Source organism: Pseudomonas sp. OIL-1 (assembly GCF_010669185.1).
Taxonomy (GTDB): Bacteria; Pseudomonadota; Gammaproteobacteria; order Pseudomonadales; family Pseudomonadaceae; genus Halopseudomonas; species Halopseudomonas profundi.
The window spans coordinates 1,046,359-1,063,633 of sequence record NZ_CP048629.1 but is presented as its reverse complement, the minus strand read 5'-3'; the positions used below and the strand labels follow the sequence as shown (position 1 = coordinate 1,063,633).

The window sequence follows — 17,275 nt, the reverse complement described above, 5'->3', positions numbered from 1 at the left end:
GTTCGGCGTTTATATCGCCTCTCATCGTTGCCAGAAACTGGCTTGTGGCATACCGCCGCAAACCATGGATCGGTGTGGATAAGTCGAGGGGTTCCAGCTAGAATACTGCCCCTAGGCAAAGCCAGAATGGCTGCACAGTGACGTGCACTGTTTTCATTCAAAAACAAGCCGCTAGGGTATAGCGCACCGGGGGATTTAGTGTCTGTTGCACTCTGGCAGCAATGCATCGATTTTTTACGAGATGAGCTACCTGCTCAGCAGTTCAATACCTGGATTCGTCCGTTGCAGGTAGACGGTGACGATCACGAGTTGCGGCTGTATGCGCCGAACAGGTTTGTTCTCGATTGGGTTAATGACAAATACCTCAATCGCATACAGGAGTTGCTGGATGATCTGTCGCAGGGGCAAGCTCCGTTACTGTCTTTATTGATTGGTAGCCGTCGCGCGACCTCCACCGGCAATGCTCAAAGCCCAGCGGTTCGGGCGGAGACAAATAGACAGGGGCCCGCTACTGCGACTGCCCCGGTAACGCCACGTACCCAGGTTATTTCCCAGGGCTTTCAACCCGAACCGACCGCGGACTCACCCCGACAAGCTGAATATGACCCGCATCCGCCGCAACGCGCCGATTCGGGTCCATCGGTCGTCAAGCACACAAGCTATCTCAACCGCAGCTTCACCTTTGAGAATTTCGTTGAGGGCAAATCCAACCAGCTTGCTCGAGCGGCAGCCTGGCAGGTGGCGGATAATCCCAAGCATGGTTATAACCCCTTGTTTCTATATGGCGGGGTCGGCCTGGGTAAGACACACCTTATGCATGCGGTCGGCAATCATCTTCTGAAGAAAAATCCGGCAGCCAAGATCGTTTATCTGCACTCGGAGCGCTTTGTCGCGGATATGGTCAAGGCATTGCAGATGAACGCCATCAATGATTTCAAACGCTACTACCGTTCAGTTGACGCCTTGCTCATCGACGACATTCAGTTTTTCGCCAAGAAGGAGCGCTCTCAGGAGGAATTCTTCCATACTTTCAACGCGTTGCTTGAAGGTAACCAGCAAGTCATTCTGACCAGCGACCGGTATCCCAAGGAAATCGACGGGCTTGAGGAACGTCTCAAATCGCGTTTTGGTTGGGGCCTGACTGTTGCTGTCGAACCCCCTGAGCTTGAGACTCGGGTCGCGATTTTGATGAAGAAGGCTGAACAGTCGCGGGTGGATCTACCCCATGACGCCGCGTTCTTTATCGCCCAGCGTATTCGCTCGAACGTCCGCGAGCTGGAAGGCGCATTGAAACGGGTTATCGCCAGCGCGCATTTCATGGGCCGCGACATCACTATCGAGTTGATTCGCGAATCGCTGAAGGATCTGCTGGCTCTGCGCGACAAATTGGTGAGTATTGATAATATCCAGCGAACCGTTGCCGAGTACTACAAGATAAAATTATCGGATCTGTTATCCAAGCGCCGCTCGCGTTCGGTAGCACGCCCGCGTCAGGTGGCCATGGCTTTGTCCAAGGAACTGACCAACCACAGTCTTCCGGAGATCGGTGACGCTTTTGGCGGACGCGATCACACTACGGTCCTGCATGCGACACGGAAAATTGCCGAGTTACGTGAAATGGATGCCGACATCCGCGAAGATTATAAAAATCTGCTCAGGACATTGACCACCTGATCAAGGTGATGCCTGGCAACCAAGCCATCCTGCACGAGGTCGAAGGAAGACAATGCAATTCACCATCCAGCGCGAAGCCCTGTTGAAGCCCCTGCAACTGGTGGCCGGTGTTGTAGAGCGGCGCCAGACTCTACCGGTGCTATCCAATGTTCTGCTGGTAGTCGACGGCAATACCCTGTCGCTCACCGGTACGGACCTGGAAGTTGAACTCGTCGGTCGCATCAATCTTGAAGAAGGCGCCGAGGCTGGCGAAATTACAGTCCCCGCGCGCAAACTTATGGATATTTGCAAGTCATTGCCGGACGACGCGACCCTCACGGTCAAGGTTGATGATAATAAAGCCGTGATCAAGGCAGGTCGTAGCCGTTTCACCCTGGCCACTCTGCCTGCAGCTGACTTTCCTAATGTTGAAGACGGCCCGGGCGCGATGAGTTTCGCGGTCGGCCAGAACAAGCTTCGTCGGTTGATCGAGCGCACCAGCTTTGCCATGGCTCAGCAGGACGTGCGCTACTACCTCAACGGCATGTTGCTGGAGATCAATAACGGTCAGTTGCGATCTGTGGCAACTGACGGTCATCGCATGGCCATGTGTACGGTCGACGCGGGTATCGACTACCAGGAACGTTACCAGTTGATCGTTCCTCGCAAGGGGATACTTGAGCTGGCGCGCCTGCTGGGCGAGGCGGATGATCTGGTTAACATTACTCTGGGCTCGCATCATATTCGTGCGACCACGGGTGACTTTACTTTCACATCCAAACTGGTAGATGGAAAGTTTCCTGATTACGAGCGCGTGCTGCCCCGCGGCGGCGACAAGGTGGTTCTGGCTGACAGGCAAACCATGCGTAATGCCTTTGCCCGCACTGCTATCCTGTCCAACGAGAAATATCGGGGCATTCGTTTGATGCTCAGCGAAGGGCAGTTGAAAATTCAGGCAAACAATCCTGAGCAGGAAGAAGCCGAAGAAGAAATCATTGTTGATTACTCAGGCGCTTCGTTGGAAATTGGTTTCAACGTTAGCTACCTGTTGGACGTGATGAACGTTTTGGGCAGCGAGCATGTGAAGCTGATCTTGTCTGACGCAAACAGCAGTGCGTTGGTGCAGGAGTCCGAGAATGACGACAGCCTGTACGTCGTTATGCCCATGCGTCTCTAATCCCAACAATGCCCCTTAAGCGCCTTGCTGTTACCGGGGTGCGCAATTTGCACCCGGTAACGCTCTTCCCTTCCCCCCGCATCAATATCATTTCTGGTCCCAACGGCAGCGGCAAAACCAGTTTGCTCGAAGCCGTTCATATCCTTGGTATGGCGCGATCATTTCGCAGCACCAAATTGCAACCGGTAATTCAGCACGAACAAGACGCCTGTACGGTGTTTGCTGAGGTTGTTCTGCATTCCGGCCAATCATGTTCCATGGGGATCACGCGGAACCGCCAAGCCGAATATCAGATCCGATTGAACGGTCAAACGGCGCGTAGCACAGCGCAGCTCGCTGAAACCCTTCCCTTGCAGCTCATCAATCCTGACAGTTTCAAGTTGCTGGAAGGTGCGCCCAAACAGCGCCGCCAGTACTTGGACTGGGGAGTGTTCCACGTGGAACATCGGTTCCTTCCCGCTTGGCAGCGATTGCAAAAAAGCCTCAAGCAACGGAATTCGTTGCTCCGGCGTGGTAGAATCGAGCGTTCGATGATCAGCCCCTGGGAGGCCGAGCTGATACAGGCCGGTGAGCAGATCGATACCTATCGGCAGGTTTATCTCAAAAAGCTTAAGCCTGCCTTTGAGCAGGTACTCGCTCAGCTGATCGAGTTGCCTGACCTTAAACTGAGTTACTTTCGTGGCTGGGATAAGGACAAGGCGCTGAAGGCGGTGTTGGATGCTCAGTTCGAGCGCGATGTGCAATTGGGACACACGCAAGCCGGTCCGCAGCGCGCCGATCTACGCTTGCGTATGCAAGGCATGAACGCGGTTGACATACTGTCCAGAGGGCAACAGAAGCTGGTTGTGTGTGCGTTGAAAATTGCCCAGGGCTATCTATTACGGGATAGCGACAAGCTGAAGGATTGTGTATTTCTTATCGATGATCTGCCATCCGAACTTGACCAGCAACACCGGAAGTCGCTGTGTGCATTACTCGAAGCACTAGAGTGCCAGGTTTTTATTAGTTGCGTTGAGCCGGAACAGCTGGATGGCTGTTGGCAAGACGCAACACCTCGGGCCATGTTCCACGTGGAACATGGTCAAATTATACAGACCGAATGACGTCTGGAGTGACTACAAGATGACTGAAGAAAGAGCTTACGATTCCTCAAGTATTAAGGTCCTCAAGGGCCTCGATGCGGTGCGCAAACGCCCGGGCATGTACATCGGGGACACGGACGACGGTACCGGTCTCCATCACATGGTCTTTGAGGTGGTTGATAACTCGATCGATGAAGCCCTTGCCGGTCACTGCACGGACATCAACATCATTATTCACGCTGATGAATCCATCACCGTTAACGATAACGGGCGGGGCATTCCGGTAGACGCTCATGAAGAGGGTGTTTCGGCGGCAGAAGTGATCATGACGGTGCTGCATGCCGGCGGTAAGTTCGACGAGAATAGTTATAAGGTATCCGGCGGGCTTCATGGCGTAGGCGTGTCCGTGGTTAACGCGCTGTCTGAGAAGCTTGTGCTGACGATTCGCCGCGAAGGGAAGGTGTGGGAGCAAGATTACTCCCACGGCGTCCCTCTGGCGCCTTTGAAGCCCATTGGTGACGCTGATACCAACGGTACGCAGATCTACTTCAAGCCCTCCTCCGAAACATTCACCAGCATCAGCTTCTCATGGGATATCCTCGCCAAGCGTCTGCGTGAACTGTCTTTCCTGAACTCCGGTGTGGGCATTAATTTGATCGATGAACGTACCGGTCGGCAGGAACTATTCAAGTATGAAGGCGGCCTTCGCGCGTTCGTTGAGTACCTCAACGTGAACAAGACCGCGGTCAACTCCGTCTTCCATTTTGATATACAGCGCGACGACGGTATTGCCGTTGAGGTCGCGATGCAGTGGAACGACAGCTTCAATGAGAGTCTGTTGTGTTTTACTAACAACATTCCGCAGCGGGACGGTGGGACCCACCTGGCGGGTTTCCGCAGCGCACTGACGCGGACGCTCAATAGTTATATTGAGCAGGAAGGCTTGTTGAAGAAAATGAAGGTCAGCACTTCAGGCGACGATGCTCGTGAGGGTTTGACAGCCATCATTTCCGTTAAAGTCCCGGATCCGAAGTTTTCTTCCCAGACCAAAGACAAGCTGGTCTCTTCGGAGGTGAAAACCGCTGTTGAGCAGGAAATGAACAAGCAGTTTGCTGACTATTTGCTGGAACGGCCCAACGAAGCCAAGGCGGTCGTCGGCAAGATGATTGACGCGGCACGTGCGCGCGAGGCGGCTCGTAAGGCACGGGAGATGACGCGTCGTAAGGGTGCGCTGGATATCGCCGGGCTGCCAGGAAAATTGGCAGACTGTCAGGAGAAAGACCCCGCCTTGTCCGAACTCTACATAGTGGAGGGCGATTCCGCCGGCGGCTCAGCCAAACAGGGCCGCAACCGTAAAACACAGGCCATACTCCCGCTCAAGGGCAAGATTCTGAACGTCGAGAAAGCCCGCTTCGACAAGATGCTTTCTTCTGCCGAGGTTGGCACGCTGATTACTGCGCTGGGCTGCGGCATCGGCCGCGAAGAGTTCAATATAGACAAGCTGCGTTATCACAACATCATCATCATGACCGATGCCGACGTTGACGGCTCGCACATCCGGACATTGTTGCTGACGTTCTTTTTCCGGCAGATGCCGTTGTTGATCGAACGGGGTTACATTTATATCGCACAGCCTCCGCTCTACAAGATCAAGAAAGGCAAGCAGGAGCAGTACCTCAAGGATGACGATGCGCTGCAGGATTATCTCACGCAATCTGCGTTGGAGGATTCCTACCTGTTCGTCAACGAGCATGCACCCGGGATCACTGGCGAACATCTCGAGAAAATCGTTCAGGAATTCCGTGCGGTAATGAAGACGCTGGATCGCCTGTCACGCTTGTATCCAATTGAACTGATGGAGCATTTCATCTATCTGCCGCGCCTGACCGCCGAAAACGTGGCGGACAAGGCGTTCATGGAAGAATGGATCGGCAAGTTCGAAACCATGGTCAAGACCGGAGAGAAATCAGGCCAGCAATACAATATCAGCCTGCGCGAAGACCGCGAGCGTAATCTCTGGTTGCCGCAGGTAGAGTCGATTTCCCACGGTCTATCCAGCTATTACACCTTCAATCGGGATCTGTTTGCGAGTAACGATTACCGGACCATGGCTGAGCTGGGCGAGAAACTGCAGAGCTTGCTCGAAGATGGCGCCTATATGCAGCGTGGCGAAAAGAAAAAGCCGATCACCCATTTCAAGGAAGGTCTGGAATGGATGATGAACGAAACCGCCAGACGTCATACTATCCAGCGCTATAAGGGACTGGGAGAGATGAATCCCGATCAGCTGTGGGAGACGACCATGGATCCCGACAGCCGTCGCATGTTGCGGGTGAACATTGAAGATGCCATCGCCGCTGACCAGATCTTCAATACCTTGATGGGCGACCACGTCGAACCGCGGCGCGAATTCATCGAGAGCAATGCGCTGGCGGTGTCCAATCTGGATGTGTGACCACTAGAAGCGAACACAAGCCAAGCTTTTCTGCTAAAAAAACCCGGGAGGCATCAGCCTCCCGGGTTTTTTATTGGTTGTCGAGAGCACTTGATTCTATCTAGCCCACTGCCTGGCGACGCGGTTCTACGCTCTGCTCGGTTATGATCGATTCAGAGGTAGCGTGCAGAATATTACTGATCTGACCTTCCAGAGATTCGAGGTGCGCGAGCATGTTTTCATGAGAAATGAGCAACTCGCAGTCGTCAGGACATTGGGCTAGCGCCTGTTTTCCCATTTCTACAAACCATCTGGTTTTCTCTATACGAAGCTGAAGCTGAGCGATGTGATTATCGACTTGTATCATGAGGGTTACTTCCTTTTCAGGCGCTTAACAAATATCCCTTTCGCATCTCGAACGGCTGGATTTGGAGCCGGGATATGGCTTGTCATTTCTTGATGTCTGCTGCGGTCTTCAACGAACCGAAAGGTCAGAATCTTTCGCCATTTTTTGTCTTGCATGAATTGTTATTTTCGCGGGAGCTGCCCTGCTAGCTCACTCAGTATCAGTCTAGTGCGGAAAATGTGTGACGCAGTACCGCTTGTCTGATTCGAGTGGTCTACTGCGCTCTTTCAGACAACTCGTCAACACAGATCTGACTCAGTGCGAGCGTATAGTGTCTGGTTGAACGTCGGCCAAAAAAAGACCGGCATAAGCCGGCCTTTGAAATGCAGGTATCAGTTACGGTAGCGGCCCGAAATCTGTGCAGTTGCCGGTATCGATGTATTTCTTGAGTACGTCCCACTGCGCCTTCTGCTTACCGTCCTTGCCAGGTTCGACCGAGAGCTTGTAGTTGCCCCAGGATGGCCCTGCTGCCCAATAGCTTACCGGAATGCAGTTCTCCTGCAGATACCCGAGCATATTATCCATAGCTTTCAGATACTTGGGATCGTTGGGTACGCCGAACTCCCCGATATGCCCGCGTTTGTAGTTCTCCTTGAGCCAGTTCACGAATGGCTTGACCCGGTTCACACCTACCATTGGATCGAATTTTTCGTAGGCCTGTTTATAGCTGCCACTGGCGTCCGGATCGAGATAGACATGCGCTGAAAACACCAGGTTATTAGACGGGTCATCAAGTTCCAGTAGCGCGTCGGCATATTTAGGCCAGCGAGCGGCGCTGGACCAGGAGGTCCCTTCGATGAAGATCGGCTTCAGAGTGTCGTGCTTGCGCACTCCGTCGATGCCGGCCTGGGCGGCAGCCGGCCATTTATCGTCGGCGCCGTAGGGCTCGTTCATGATGTCATAGGCGTATAGCGCAGGGTGATTACCCCAGCGCTCCGCTATGCGCGACAGCAAGTCCTCAAAGGCTTCTACCGGTACCTTCTTGGTACCGATCACGTCGCCGCGGTAGCGGGCGTAATTGTGGACGTCGAGCAGGATATTAATGTAGTTGTGTTCAGCCTGATCCAACATATCGTCGATATGCCCGGCATACACTTCATCGAATTTGCCTTTCAGTTTTGGTTGAAGCCGCTCCCACTTGATAGGGAAGCGTACCGAGGTGATGCCTTTCTCTGCCCAGCGGTCGAAATAGGCGTCCGGTGGGAAAAAGTAATGTGTTCCTTCTTTACCTGGTAGCGCGCTGCTGGTGAACTCGGCCCCTGCCACGTTGAGACCGATCAATGCTATTGGACCGCCGGTGTCGATATCGCCAGCGCGCGCCTTGTTGTCCGATTTATTATTCGTTTTGGTGCCGGTCGACGGCGTGCTGCCCGCCTTTTGGTCGCCAGTGTCGCTGGCCTCCTCGCTGACAGAATCGGGCGCCTCGCCAGCTTCGATCTGTTCGATTTCAGGGTCTTCAAATTCGGGTTCGCTATCGCCACTGCCGCTACGACAACCTTGGCTGGAAACTACTATCAGACCAAGCGCGACAGGCATCAGCCATCTACGAAAGGGATGGAGGCTGTCCGTCTTCATGGGTAAACCTTCTTGTTCGAGTGAGTTGGGAACGGAGAAGATAGTAAGAGGCAGATGGCAATCTGTGGCCAAGGCGATGCCGGTTTGTGACCAAGGTTTGGTTGAGGCTTTAAAAGAGTGACAAGGGTCGCAAAACGAAACGGCAAAGCCGCGCAATTCGGGGACTCCAAGCGGTTGAGATGAGGCTTTCCTGAAGCGCTTAACCCGCCCCAAACCCTTGTGTTTGATGGCTTAGTGCCTTATACGGGTGCCCTTTCCTTGCGGCCCGGTAACCGACCAGATTGAAATCAAGGATTCGGTCGGTCAGGCTGTTCCTATGAATTAGCGTATGGGATCAAGGAGGACTCACAGGAGAGAGAAGGTTGTGCTGCCGTTGAGAAGACGAGCCCGGCGGTGTGTCCGTTGCCGGGCTGCTATGGCGGGGTGAAGGGTGAACCTGGTTAGCGGGCGGTGGTTTCGGCCAGCGCGTCGTTTACCCACTGCTCGGCGCGCTTGTTCAGCTCGACGATAGACCGTGGATCGGTGCCCTTGGGGTACATTGCCGGGCCGATTTTCACCGTTATGGTGCCGGGGCGTTTGCCCCAGCCGACCTTGGGCCAGAACTCACCGGCGTTGTGTGCCACCGGTACTACCGGCACGTTATTACTGCAGGCCAGCGCGGTGCCGCCACGTGAAAACTTCACCGGCGTGCCGGGAAGCACGCGGGTGCCCTCCGGAAATACCAGAATCCAGAAGCCTTCTGCCAACCGCTCCCCTCCTACCTTGGCGAGCTGCCTGAGCGAATCACGTCCATTGCTACGGTCGATGGCGATAGGTTTAGCCAGAGCGAAGGCCCAGCCAAAGAAGGGAACATAGAGCAATTCCTTTTTTATCAGTTGGGTCTGTGGACGAAACACTTGCTGCAAAAAGAAGGTTTCCCAGGTGCTCTGATGGTTCGCCAGAATCACTCCGACCTGCTCAGGGATATTTTCCTGGCCGATTACCTCATAGCGGATCCCGACCAGATGCCGGGTCAGCCAGATTGCCATACGGCTCCACCAGCCGATGATCAGCGTATATCGCCAATGCGGCGACAGAAAGGGCGCGACGATCAGCATCAGCAAACCCCAGATGCCTGCGCTTGCGGACAATAGCAGGTAGAAAAGAATGACGCGCAGGGGCATCAGAAAGGACATGTTCAGTCTTCCAGCAAGTAAGCGGCCACAGCGGCCAGATCATCAAATACCAGCGTGCCAGGCGGCAGGACCTTTTGCTCGGTAGTGGCGCCCTTTCCGGTCCGTACCAAGAAGGGTCGACAACCTACCGCTACGCCTGCCTGCAGATCCCGCGGGCTGTCACCAACAGTGGGAACGCCATCGAGCGGCACCTCAAAATGCGCAGCGATGTTTTCAAACAACCCTGACAGGGGCTTTCGGCAGGTGCAGTTATCATCCGGCCCGTGGGGGCAGTGCACAATCAGATCAACCCGGCCGCCCTGCTGGGCAACCAGGTCCTGCAGATGCTGGTGCATGGCCTCAAGCGTGGCCTGGTTGAAATAGCCGCGCGCCAGACCAGACTGATTGGTGGCGACTGCAACGGTCCACCCGGCCTGGCTGAGCGCGGCTATAGCTTCGATCGAGCCGGGTATGGGAATCCATTCATCCAGCGTTTTGACGAAATTGTCCGAGTCCCGATTGATGACGCCATCGCGGTCCAGAATGATCAGTTTCATAAGCCTAGGGTCTGTTGACGTTTCGTCGCGAGCCGCGTTGCTGTGCCAAATGACGCCAGGCCGGGCGGCGTTCCGCAAGGCGCGGGACGCAGGTAATGGTTGTTCCCTTGCCAAGTCGTGCAACGCCGCATGGCGTCATTTGACACGCAACCCGAAGGGACGGGGGCCCGTTTGCTCCAGCACTGCGTTACTCGTCGCTCATTTGGAACAACCACAAAAACGCCTGGAGCGTTTTTGCGCGTGAGCCCCGAAGGGGTGAAACACATGGATGTGGTGAACAAACTTCACTCCTCGCGCCTTGTTCTGCACCAAACGGGCCTCCGTCGCGGCCGCTACGAAACGTCAAGAGACCCTATCTCGATGCGCCGATCAACCCAGCAGCGAAATATCCGCTACCCCCAGGAACAGGCCACGCAGGCGCGCCAGCAAGGCGTAACGGTTGGCTTTTATCGCAGGCTCTTCGGCGTTGACCAGTACCTGATCGAAAAATGCATCCACTGGCTCACGCAGCGCGGCAAGTGACTCCAGGCTGCCGGTGTACTGGCGATCACGCGCGAGCGGCCCGGCGGCACTTTCGGCGTCCTGGACGGCCTTGGCCAGATTGACCTCGGCTGGCTCGTGCAACAGGGCCGGATCGACAGTGGCCTCGATAGCGATGTCGGCCTTGGACAGAATATTGGCCACGCGTTTGTTGGCGGCGGCCAGGGCTTCTGCTTCCGGCAGCCGGCGAAACGCTTGCACAGCCTGTACGCGCTGGTCGAAATCCAGTGGCGAGGTGGGCGCTACCGCACGCACGGACTGATACACCGCTACGTCGATGCCCTCGTCTTCATAGCGGGCACGCAACCGGTCGAAGATGAAGTCCTGGACCTGCTCAACCAGGCCCTGCGCCTTCACCGAATCGCCGTATTGGGCGACGGCCGTTTCCAGCGCCGCATGCAGGTCCAGTTCCAGTTTCTTCTCGATCAGGATCCGCAGCACGCCAAGCGCTGCACGGCGCAGAGCGTAGGGATCCTTGCTCCCGGTGGGCAGCATGCCGATGCCGAAAATGCCTACCAGCGTGTCCAGCTTGTCTGCCAGTGCCACCGCGGCGCCTGTCAGGGTAGACGGCAACTCACCGCCTGCGCCGCGCGGCATGTACTGCTCATTCAGTGCGAGCGCCACGTCCTCGGCTTCGCCGTCATGCCGGGCGTAGTAATAGCCTGCGATGCCTTGCAACTCGGGGAACTCGCCGACCATTTCGGTCGACAGGTCACATTTGCTCAACAGGCCTGCACGTGCCGCCTTCTCTGGCTCACCGCCGATCTGGCCGGCGATGGCCCCGGCAAGGCTCGACACCCGACTGGCCTTGTCATACACGCTGCCGAGCTGCGCCTGGAACACGACATTGGCCAGGCGTGCGTTATGGCTTTCCAACGGCTGTTTCTGGTCCTGCTTGAAGAAGAACTCCGCATCGGTCAGGCGCGGGCGCACGACCTTTTCGTTGCCCGAAATAATCTGCGCCGGATCGTGGCTTTCAATGTTCGCGACGGTGATGAAACGCGGCAGCAGGCGCCCATCAGCATCCAGCAGGCAGAAATATTTCTGGTTGTCCTGCATGGTCGAGATAAGTGCTTCCTGAGGTACATCAAGGAAACGTTCCTCGAAACTGCATACCAGTGGCACCGGCCATTCGACCAGGGCGGTGACCTCATCCAGCAGGTCGTCCGGCATGATCGCCGTGCCGTGCTGCTCTGCGGCAAGCTGTTCGACGCGCTGGCGAATCATCTCGCGGCGCTCGTTGAAATCCGCTATTACCTTTGCCTTGCGCAGATCATCGGCATAACTCGCCGGCGTGGTGATACGCACTTCATCCGGGTGATGAAAACGGTGCCCGCGCGAGGTGCGGCCAGCGTGTTGCGCCAGGATTTCGCCGGGGATCATCGAGTCACCCTGGATCATCACCAGCCACTTGGTGGGGCGGACGAACTCGGTTTTGCGATCCGACCAACGCATGCGTTTGGGGATCGGTAGCGCAGCCAGCGCAGCGTCCACGATATCCGGCAACAGGTCATGCGCTGGCTGGCCTGGAATGCTCTGCACGTAACGTAGCTTCGGGCCGCTGCGGTCCAGTTCAGAGACTTCCACGCCACATTTGCGGGCAAAGCCCTGGGCCGCCTTGGTCGGATTGCCGTCGGCATCGAAGGCCGCCTGCAGCGGCGGGCCGTCCATCTGATTGGTACGGTCGGGCTGCTGGGTCGCCAGCTGTCCGACAAAGACCGCCAGTCGCCGTGGCGCGGCGTAATACCGGGCTGAATCGTAACTCAGACCGGCATCCTTCAAGCCTTTTTCGACGCCTTCCAGAAAGGCTTCAGCAAGGCGCTTGAGCGCTTTGGGCGGGAGTTCTTCAGTACCCAGTTCTACCAGGAAATCGAGCGGCAGCATTATTCGGCCTCCTTCAGTTTGGCCAGTACTTCATCACGCAATTCGGGAGTGGCCATGGGAAAGCCGAGTTTTGCCCGGGCTTGCAAATAGCTCTGGGCGATGGCGCGCGACAACCCACGCACGCGCAGAATGTAGCGTTGACGCTCAGTGACGGAGATGGCACGACGCGCATCCAGCAAGTTGAACGTATGCGAGGCCTTGATGACCATTTCGTAGGCCGGCAATGGCAGTTCGGCGGCAATCAACCGGTTTGCTTCGCTCTCGTAGAAGTCAAACAGCTCGAACATCCTGTCGACGTTGGCGTGCTCGAAGTTATAGGTCGACTGTTCCACCTCGTTCTGGTGGAACACATCACCATAGGTCACCTTGCCGAACGGGCCATCGGAATACACCAGGTCGTACACCGAGTCGACACCCTGCAGATACATTGCCAGCCGCTCGAGACCGTAGGTGATCTCGCCAGTCACCGGGTAGCACTCGACACCGCCCACCTGCTGGAAATACGTGAACTGGGTAACTTCCATACCGTTCAGCCAGACCTCCCAACCCAGGCCCCAGGCGCCTAGCGTCGGCGATTCCCAGTTATCCTCCACGAAGCGAATATCGTGAACCAGCGGATCCACGCCGATGTGTTTCAGCGACTCCAGGTACAGCTCCTGAATATCATCCGGGTTCGGCTTGAGCACTACCTGGAACTGATAGTAATGCTGGAGGCGGTTGGGGTTGTTGCCGTAGCGGCCATCAGTCGGACGGCGGCTGGGCTGAACATAGGCTGCGTTCCAGGTTTCCGGACCGATCGCCCGGAGGAAAGTAGCGGTATGGAAGGTCCCGGCGCCCATTTCCATGTCGTAGGGCTGCAGAATCACGCAACCCTTCTCTGCCCAGAAACTTTGCAGGGCAAGGATAAGTCCTTGAAAGGTATGGACGGCTGGATTGGTCTGAGTCACGTTTTCACCCGGTTAGGCTGTGAAGAAAGGCGGAAGTATACAGTCAGACCGGGGTGACATACAGGCGAAGACCGAGCGACTGACGCCCACAATGGCTAGGGTCTGTTGCCGTTGCATCGCGAGCCGCGTTGCTGTGTCAAATGGCGCAAGGCCGGGCGGCGATCCGCAAGGCGCGGGATGCAGGTAATGGTTGTTCCCTTGCCAAGTCCCGCAACGCCGCATGGCGTCATTTGCCACGCAACCTAGGCGGCCCCACCCGAAGGGACGGGACCCGTTTAGCGCAGCACTGCGTTACTCGTCGCTCATTTGGAACAACCACAAAAACGCCTGGAGCGTTCTTGCGCGTAAGCCCCGAAGGGGTGAAACACATGGATGTGTTGAACAAATTTCACTCCTCGCGTCTTGTTCTGCACCAAACGGGCCTCCGTCGCGACCGCGATGAAACGACAACAGACCCTAAGCTACACTGGCACCCTAACAACTGACGCAGCGAAGACCCCATGAACACATCTGTACCGCCTATCACCCGCTGCCAGTGGTGCTCCGGGGACCCTGTCTATCAGGCTTACCATGATAATGAATGGGGTGTGCCCGAGTTTGATGGTGACCGGCTGTTCGAGAAGCTGGTGCTGGACGGATTGCAGGCAGGCTTGTCCTGGATCACCATCCTCAAGAAGCGCGAGCGTTACCGCGAGATATACCGCGGTTTTGATGTCAGCTTCATGGCAAGCCAGACGGACCAGGACCTGCAGCGGCTGATGGACGATGCCGGCATCATCCGTAATCGGCTGAAAATCAGTGCGGCCCGGCAGAACGCCCGCGCCTGGTTGGCCCTCAGGGAGCAGACCGATCCGGCGCAGTGGCTCTGGCAGTTTGTCGGCGGCGCGCCACGCATCAATCACTTCAGCAGCTTCGCAGAGGTGCCGGCCATTACCCTTGAAGCCGAAGCCATGAGCAAAGCGTTGAAGAAAGCCGGGTTTTCCTTTGTCGGTCCGACCATCTGTTATGCCTTCATGCAGGCCACCGGGATGGTCATGGACCATACGACCGATTGCTTTCGCTACCCTGAGCTCGCCGGATGAGTTGGCGTATCTCGCCCTGACGCGCTGCTGCCTTTACAATGCGTTTTTCGAAACAGTGCGGGGTTACTTGTGGAACGGCTCAAGGGCGCTTTGATTGTCGGCTTTCTCCGGCTGTTTTCCATGCTGCCGTTTCGCTGGGCGCAGCGCCTGGGTGCAGGCATGGGCTGGCTTACCTGGAAGCTGCCCAACCGCTCCCGGGAAGTGGTGCGTATAAATCTCGCGCACTGCATGCCCGGGTTGAGTGCCGAAGAACGCGAGGCACTGGTCGGCGAGACGCTGATCAATACCGGCCGCAGCATAGCGGAAAGCGCCTGCGCCTGGATGTGGAAGCCCTCCAAGACCCTGAGCTACGTCAAGGAAGTCGAGGGCGAGCACCTGCTGCGTGCTGCTCTGGATGCTGGTGAGGGTGTGGTGTGTATCACCAGCCATCTGGGTAACTGGGAAGTCCTGAATCACTATTACTGCTCACAATGCTCGCCACTTATTTTTTACCGCCCGCCCAAGCAGAAAGCAGTGGATGATCTGCTCAGGCGTCAGCGCACCCAGCTGGGCAACCAGGTGGCTGCTTCTACGCGTGAAGGCATTACGAATGTTATCCGTGAGGTGCGTAAAGGCGGTGCGGTGGGTATCCCGGCGGACCCCGAGCCCGCGCTCAAGAGCGGTGTTTTCGTACCTTTCTTTGCGGTCCAGGCGCTGACCAGCAAATTCGTTCCGGGACTGGTCAAGGGGGGCAAGGCGCGAGCCCTGTTCCTGCATTGCGTTCGTTTGCCTGACCATAGCGGCTTCAAAGTCATTCTCGAAGAGGCACCCGAGGCGCTATACAGTGATGATGAAACCGAAGCGGTCGCCGCCATGAGTGGGGTGATCGAGCGCTATGTCCGTCAATGGCCAAGCCAGTACATGTGGAGCATGAAGCGGTTCAAGAAACGCCCCTCGGGAGAAAAGCGCTGGTACTGAGCGTCCCGCTGGTAATGCGTGGTCACAGGGATAACAAAATATACAAGCAGGAGCTTGAGCATGGCCAATCAGCGTCAATATCCACGCACCATGATGCGGTGCCGAATCAGGATTACTCACCCGGATCTGGGTGATGTGTACGGTCAGACGCGTGATCTGTCCGATGGCGGTGTGTTCGTGGAGAACGCTGATCTGGCGACGCTGACGCCTGGCGCCGAAGTACAGGGGCAAGTGCAGGACATGCCAATCGAGGCGCCGGTCCTGCGCATGGTTGTTCAGCGGGTGATCCCCGGCGAGGGTGCAGGCCTGGCGTTTCTGGACGAAGAATAAGGATCCCGCAGCTAGCGGAGCTGCGCAATCCTCACGTCATCAACGACGCCAGAACATCGGAGTCAGCAGGATGATCAGCGTAAAGACCTCAAGTCGGCCCAACAACATGGCGAAGCTGAGTATCCATTTCACCGTGGCCGAGAGGTCCCCGTAGTGCGCTGATACGTCCCCCAGCCCCGGCCCCAGGTTATTGATACAGGCAGCCAGTGCCGAAAAAGCGGTGACGAAGTCCAGGCCAGTGCCGAGCAGAATCAGAAACATGACGGCAAAGGCGAACACGTACACCGCACAGAACCCCCATACAGCTTCTACGACCCGGTCTGGCACCGGCTTGTTGCCAAGCTTGACCGGGAACACCCCGTGCGGGTGCAGCAAGCGTTTTGTTTCACGTGTGCCCTGCTTGTATAGCAGGATCACACGGATCACCTTCATCCCTCCGCCGGTGGAACCTGCGCAGGCGCCGATGAAACTGGCGTAAAGCAACAGGAACGGCAGCACTGTCGGCCAGACTGAAAAATCGGTGACGCTGAAACCGGCCGTTGTGGCAATTGAAATCGTCTGGAAGGCACCGTAGCGGATTGAGGTCCAGGTATCGTAATACTCGACGTGGATCAGCATGGCGCAGCACACCACAAACAGCGCGACCAGAATTAACAGGTACGAGCGGCATTCCGGATCGTGCCAATAGCTTTTCAGTGAGCGAAAACGCCACGCCAGAAAATGCAAGGCGAAGTTGATGCCCGAGATGACCAGAAACACCATGCAGATCAGCTCGATCAGTGGACTATCGTAGTAGCCGATACTCAGATCATGGGTAGAAAATCCGCCGATCGCTACCGTTGAAAAGCTGTGACCGATGGCGTCGAATGGCTCCATTCCCGCTGCCCAGTAAGCCAGTGCACAGGCCACCGTGAGGCCGGTGTAGATCAGCCACAGCACCTTGGCGGTCTCGGCAATCCGCGGCGTCAGCTTGTTCTCTTTCAGCGGCCCGGGCATCTCGGCGCGATACAGCTGCATGCCACCCACGCCCAGCAGCGGCAGAATGGCCACCGCCAGTACGATAATCCCCATACCGCCAAACCATTGCAGTTGTTGACGATAAAACAGCAAGGCCCGCGGCAGGGTATCCAGGCCCGTGATGACCGTGGCGCCCGTTGTCGTGAGGCCGGAGAAGGATTCAAACACCGCATTGGCTACGCTCAGATCCGGCATATCCAGCAGATATAGCGGCACCGCACCGAACAGCCCGAGGACCAGCCAGAACAATACGGTAATCAGATAACCGTCACGGGTACGCAGTTCGTTGCGTCTGCCACGAACCGGAAGCCAGGCCAGAAAGCCGAATGCAAAGGTAATCAGAAAGCCGGTGACGAAGGCCTCGCGCGCATGCTCGCCATAGAACCAGCCCACCCCCGCCGAGGGGAGCATGCTGGTGGAGAACAACATCAGCAAAATGCCGATGATGCGCTGGATCTGTGGATACTGCATGGGGTCGGT

The 17,275-nt window shown here is 56.5% G+C and carries 14 protein-coding genes; 7 read left to right on the top strand and 7 right to left on the bottom strand.

The genetic code is table 11. The annotated features are described in order from the left end of the window. Window positions 1–198 precede the first annotated feature (198 nt). From dnaA to gyrB, 4 genes are read left to right on the top strand one after another with little or no spacing between them, the layout of a single operon-like run. The gene (gene dnaA, locus G3M63_RS04850; protein WP_163982033.1) at window positions 199–1,674 is read left to right on the top strand and encodes a chromosomal replication initiator protein DnaA; all 1,476 of its coding nucleotides are present in this window, start codon (window positions 199–201) and stop codon (window positions 1,672–1,674) included. Between the two features lie 52 nt (window positions 1,675–1,726). Further along, window positions 1,727–2,830, top strand: a complete 1,104-nt coding sequence (gene dnaN, locus G3M63_RS04845; RefSeq protein ID WP_150299992.1) for a DNA polymerase III subunit beta — start codon at window positions 1,727–1,729, stop codon at window positions 2,828–2,830. 8 nt (window positions 2,831–2,838) lie between these two features. Beyond that, entirely contained in the window at window positions 2,839–3,933 is a 1,095-nt protein-coding gene (gene recF, locus G3M63_RS04840) for a DNA replication/repair protein RecF (RefSeq protein ID WP_163982032.1), read from the top strand. Between the two features lie 19 nt (window positions 3,934–3,952). Continuing rightward, a complete protein-coding gene (gene gyrB / locus G3M63_RS04835) occupies window positions 3,953–6,367 on the top strand; it encodes a DNA topoisomerase (ATP-hydrolyzing) subunit B (RefSeq protein ID WP_150299990.1) in 2,415 nt (804 codons plus the stop codon). Between the two features lie 100 nt (window positions 6,368–6,467). On the opposite strand, the gene G3M63_RS04830 is transcribed toward gyrB, so the two are convergent. The 6 genes from G3M63_RS04830 to glyQ all read right to left on the bottom strand — a co-directional run bounded on the left by G3M63_RS04830 (window position 6,468) and on the right by glyQ (window position 13,409). Next, window positions 6,468–6,713: a hypothetical protein gene (locus G3M63_RS04830; RefSeq protein WP_150299989.1), complete on the bottom strand. Its 246-nt coding sequence runs from the start codon at window positions 6,711–6,713 to the stop codon at window positions 6,468–6,470. 375 nt (window positions 6,714–7,088) lie between these two features. Beyond that, window positions 7,089–8,483, bottom strand: a complete 1,395-nt coding sequence (locus tag G3M63_RS04825) for a glycoside hydrolase family 5 protein (RefSeq protein WP_256669948.1) — start codon at window positions 8,481–8,483, stop codon at window positions 7,089–7,091. A 284-nt stretch (window positions 8,484–8,767) separates the two neighbouring features. Continuing rightward, window positions 8,768–9,502, bottom strand: a complete 735-nt coding sequence (locus G3M63_RS04820) for a 1-acyl-sn-glycerol-3-phosphate acyltransferase (RefSeq protein ID WP_150299988.1) — start codon at window positions 9,500–9,502, stop codon at window positions 8,768–8,770. Between the two features lie 2 nt (window positions 9,503–9,504). Next, a complete protein-coding gene (gmhB, locus tag G3M63_RS04815; protein WP_163982031.1) occupies window positions 9,505–10,038 on the bottom strand; it encodes a D-glycero-beta-D-manno-heptose 1,7-bisphosphate 7-phosphatase in 534 nt (177 codons plus the stop codon). A gap of 369 nt (window positions 10,039–10,407) precedes the next feature. Further along, window positions 10,408–12,462, bottom strand: a complete 2,055-nt coding sequence (gene glyS, locus G3M63_RS04810; RefSeq protein ID WP_163982030.1) for a glycine--tRNA ligase subunit beta — start codon at window positions 12,460–12,462, stop codon at window positions 10,408–10,410. Then, window positions 12,462–13,409: a glycine--tRNA ligase subunit alpha gene (gene glyQ, locus G3M63_RS04805; protein WP_150299985.1), complete on the bottom strand. Its 948-nt coding sequence runs from the start codon at window positions 13,407–13,409 to the stop codon at window positions 12,462–12,464. The genes glyS and glyQ overlap by 1 nt, the downstream gene beginning before the upstream one ends. 521 nt (window positions 13,410–13,930) lie before the next feature. Between glyQ and G3M63_RS04800 the strand changes: the two genes are divergently transcribed. The 3 genes from G3M63_RS04800 (at window position 13,931) to G3M63_RS04790 (ending at window position 15,778) form a co-directional block, all read left to right on the top strand. After that, window positions 13,931–14,491, top strand: coding sequence for a DNA-3-methyladenine glycosylase I (locus G3M63_RS04800; protein WP_163984183.1), 561 nt, complete (start codon window positions 13,931–13,933; stop codon window positions 14,489–14,491). A gap of 69 nt (window positions 14,492–14,560) precedes the next feature. Next, window positions 14,561–15,448, top strand: coding sequence for a lysophospholipid acyltransferase (locus G3M63_RS04795; RefSeq protein WP_163982029.1), 888 nt, complete (start codon window positions 14,561–14,563; stop codon window positions 15,446–15,448). A gap of 60 nt (window positions 15,449–15,508) precedes the next feature. Further along, on the top strand, window positions 15,509–15,778 hold the full coding sequence (locus G3M63_RS04790) for a PilZ domain-containing protein (protein ID WP_150299983.1): 270 nt from the start codon (window positions 15,509–15,511) through the stop codon (window positions 15,776–15,778). A 39-nt stretch (window positions 15,779–15,817) separates the two neighbouring features. Here the strand turns inward: G3M63_RS04790 and G3M63_RS04785 are convergent, their stop codons facing one another. Next, on the bottom strand, window positions 15,818–17,266 hold the full coding sequence (locus G3M63_RS04785) for a TrkH family potassium uptake protein (protein ID WP_150299982.1): 1,449 nt from the start codon (window positions 17,264–17,266) through the stop codon (window positions 15,818–15,820). Between the last annotated feature and the right edge of the window lie 9 nt (window positions 17,267–17,275).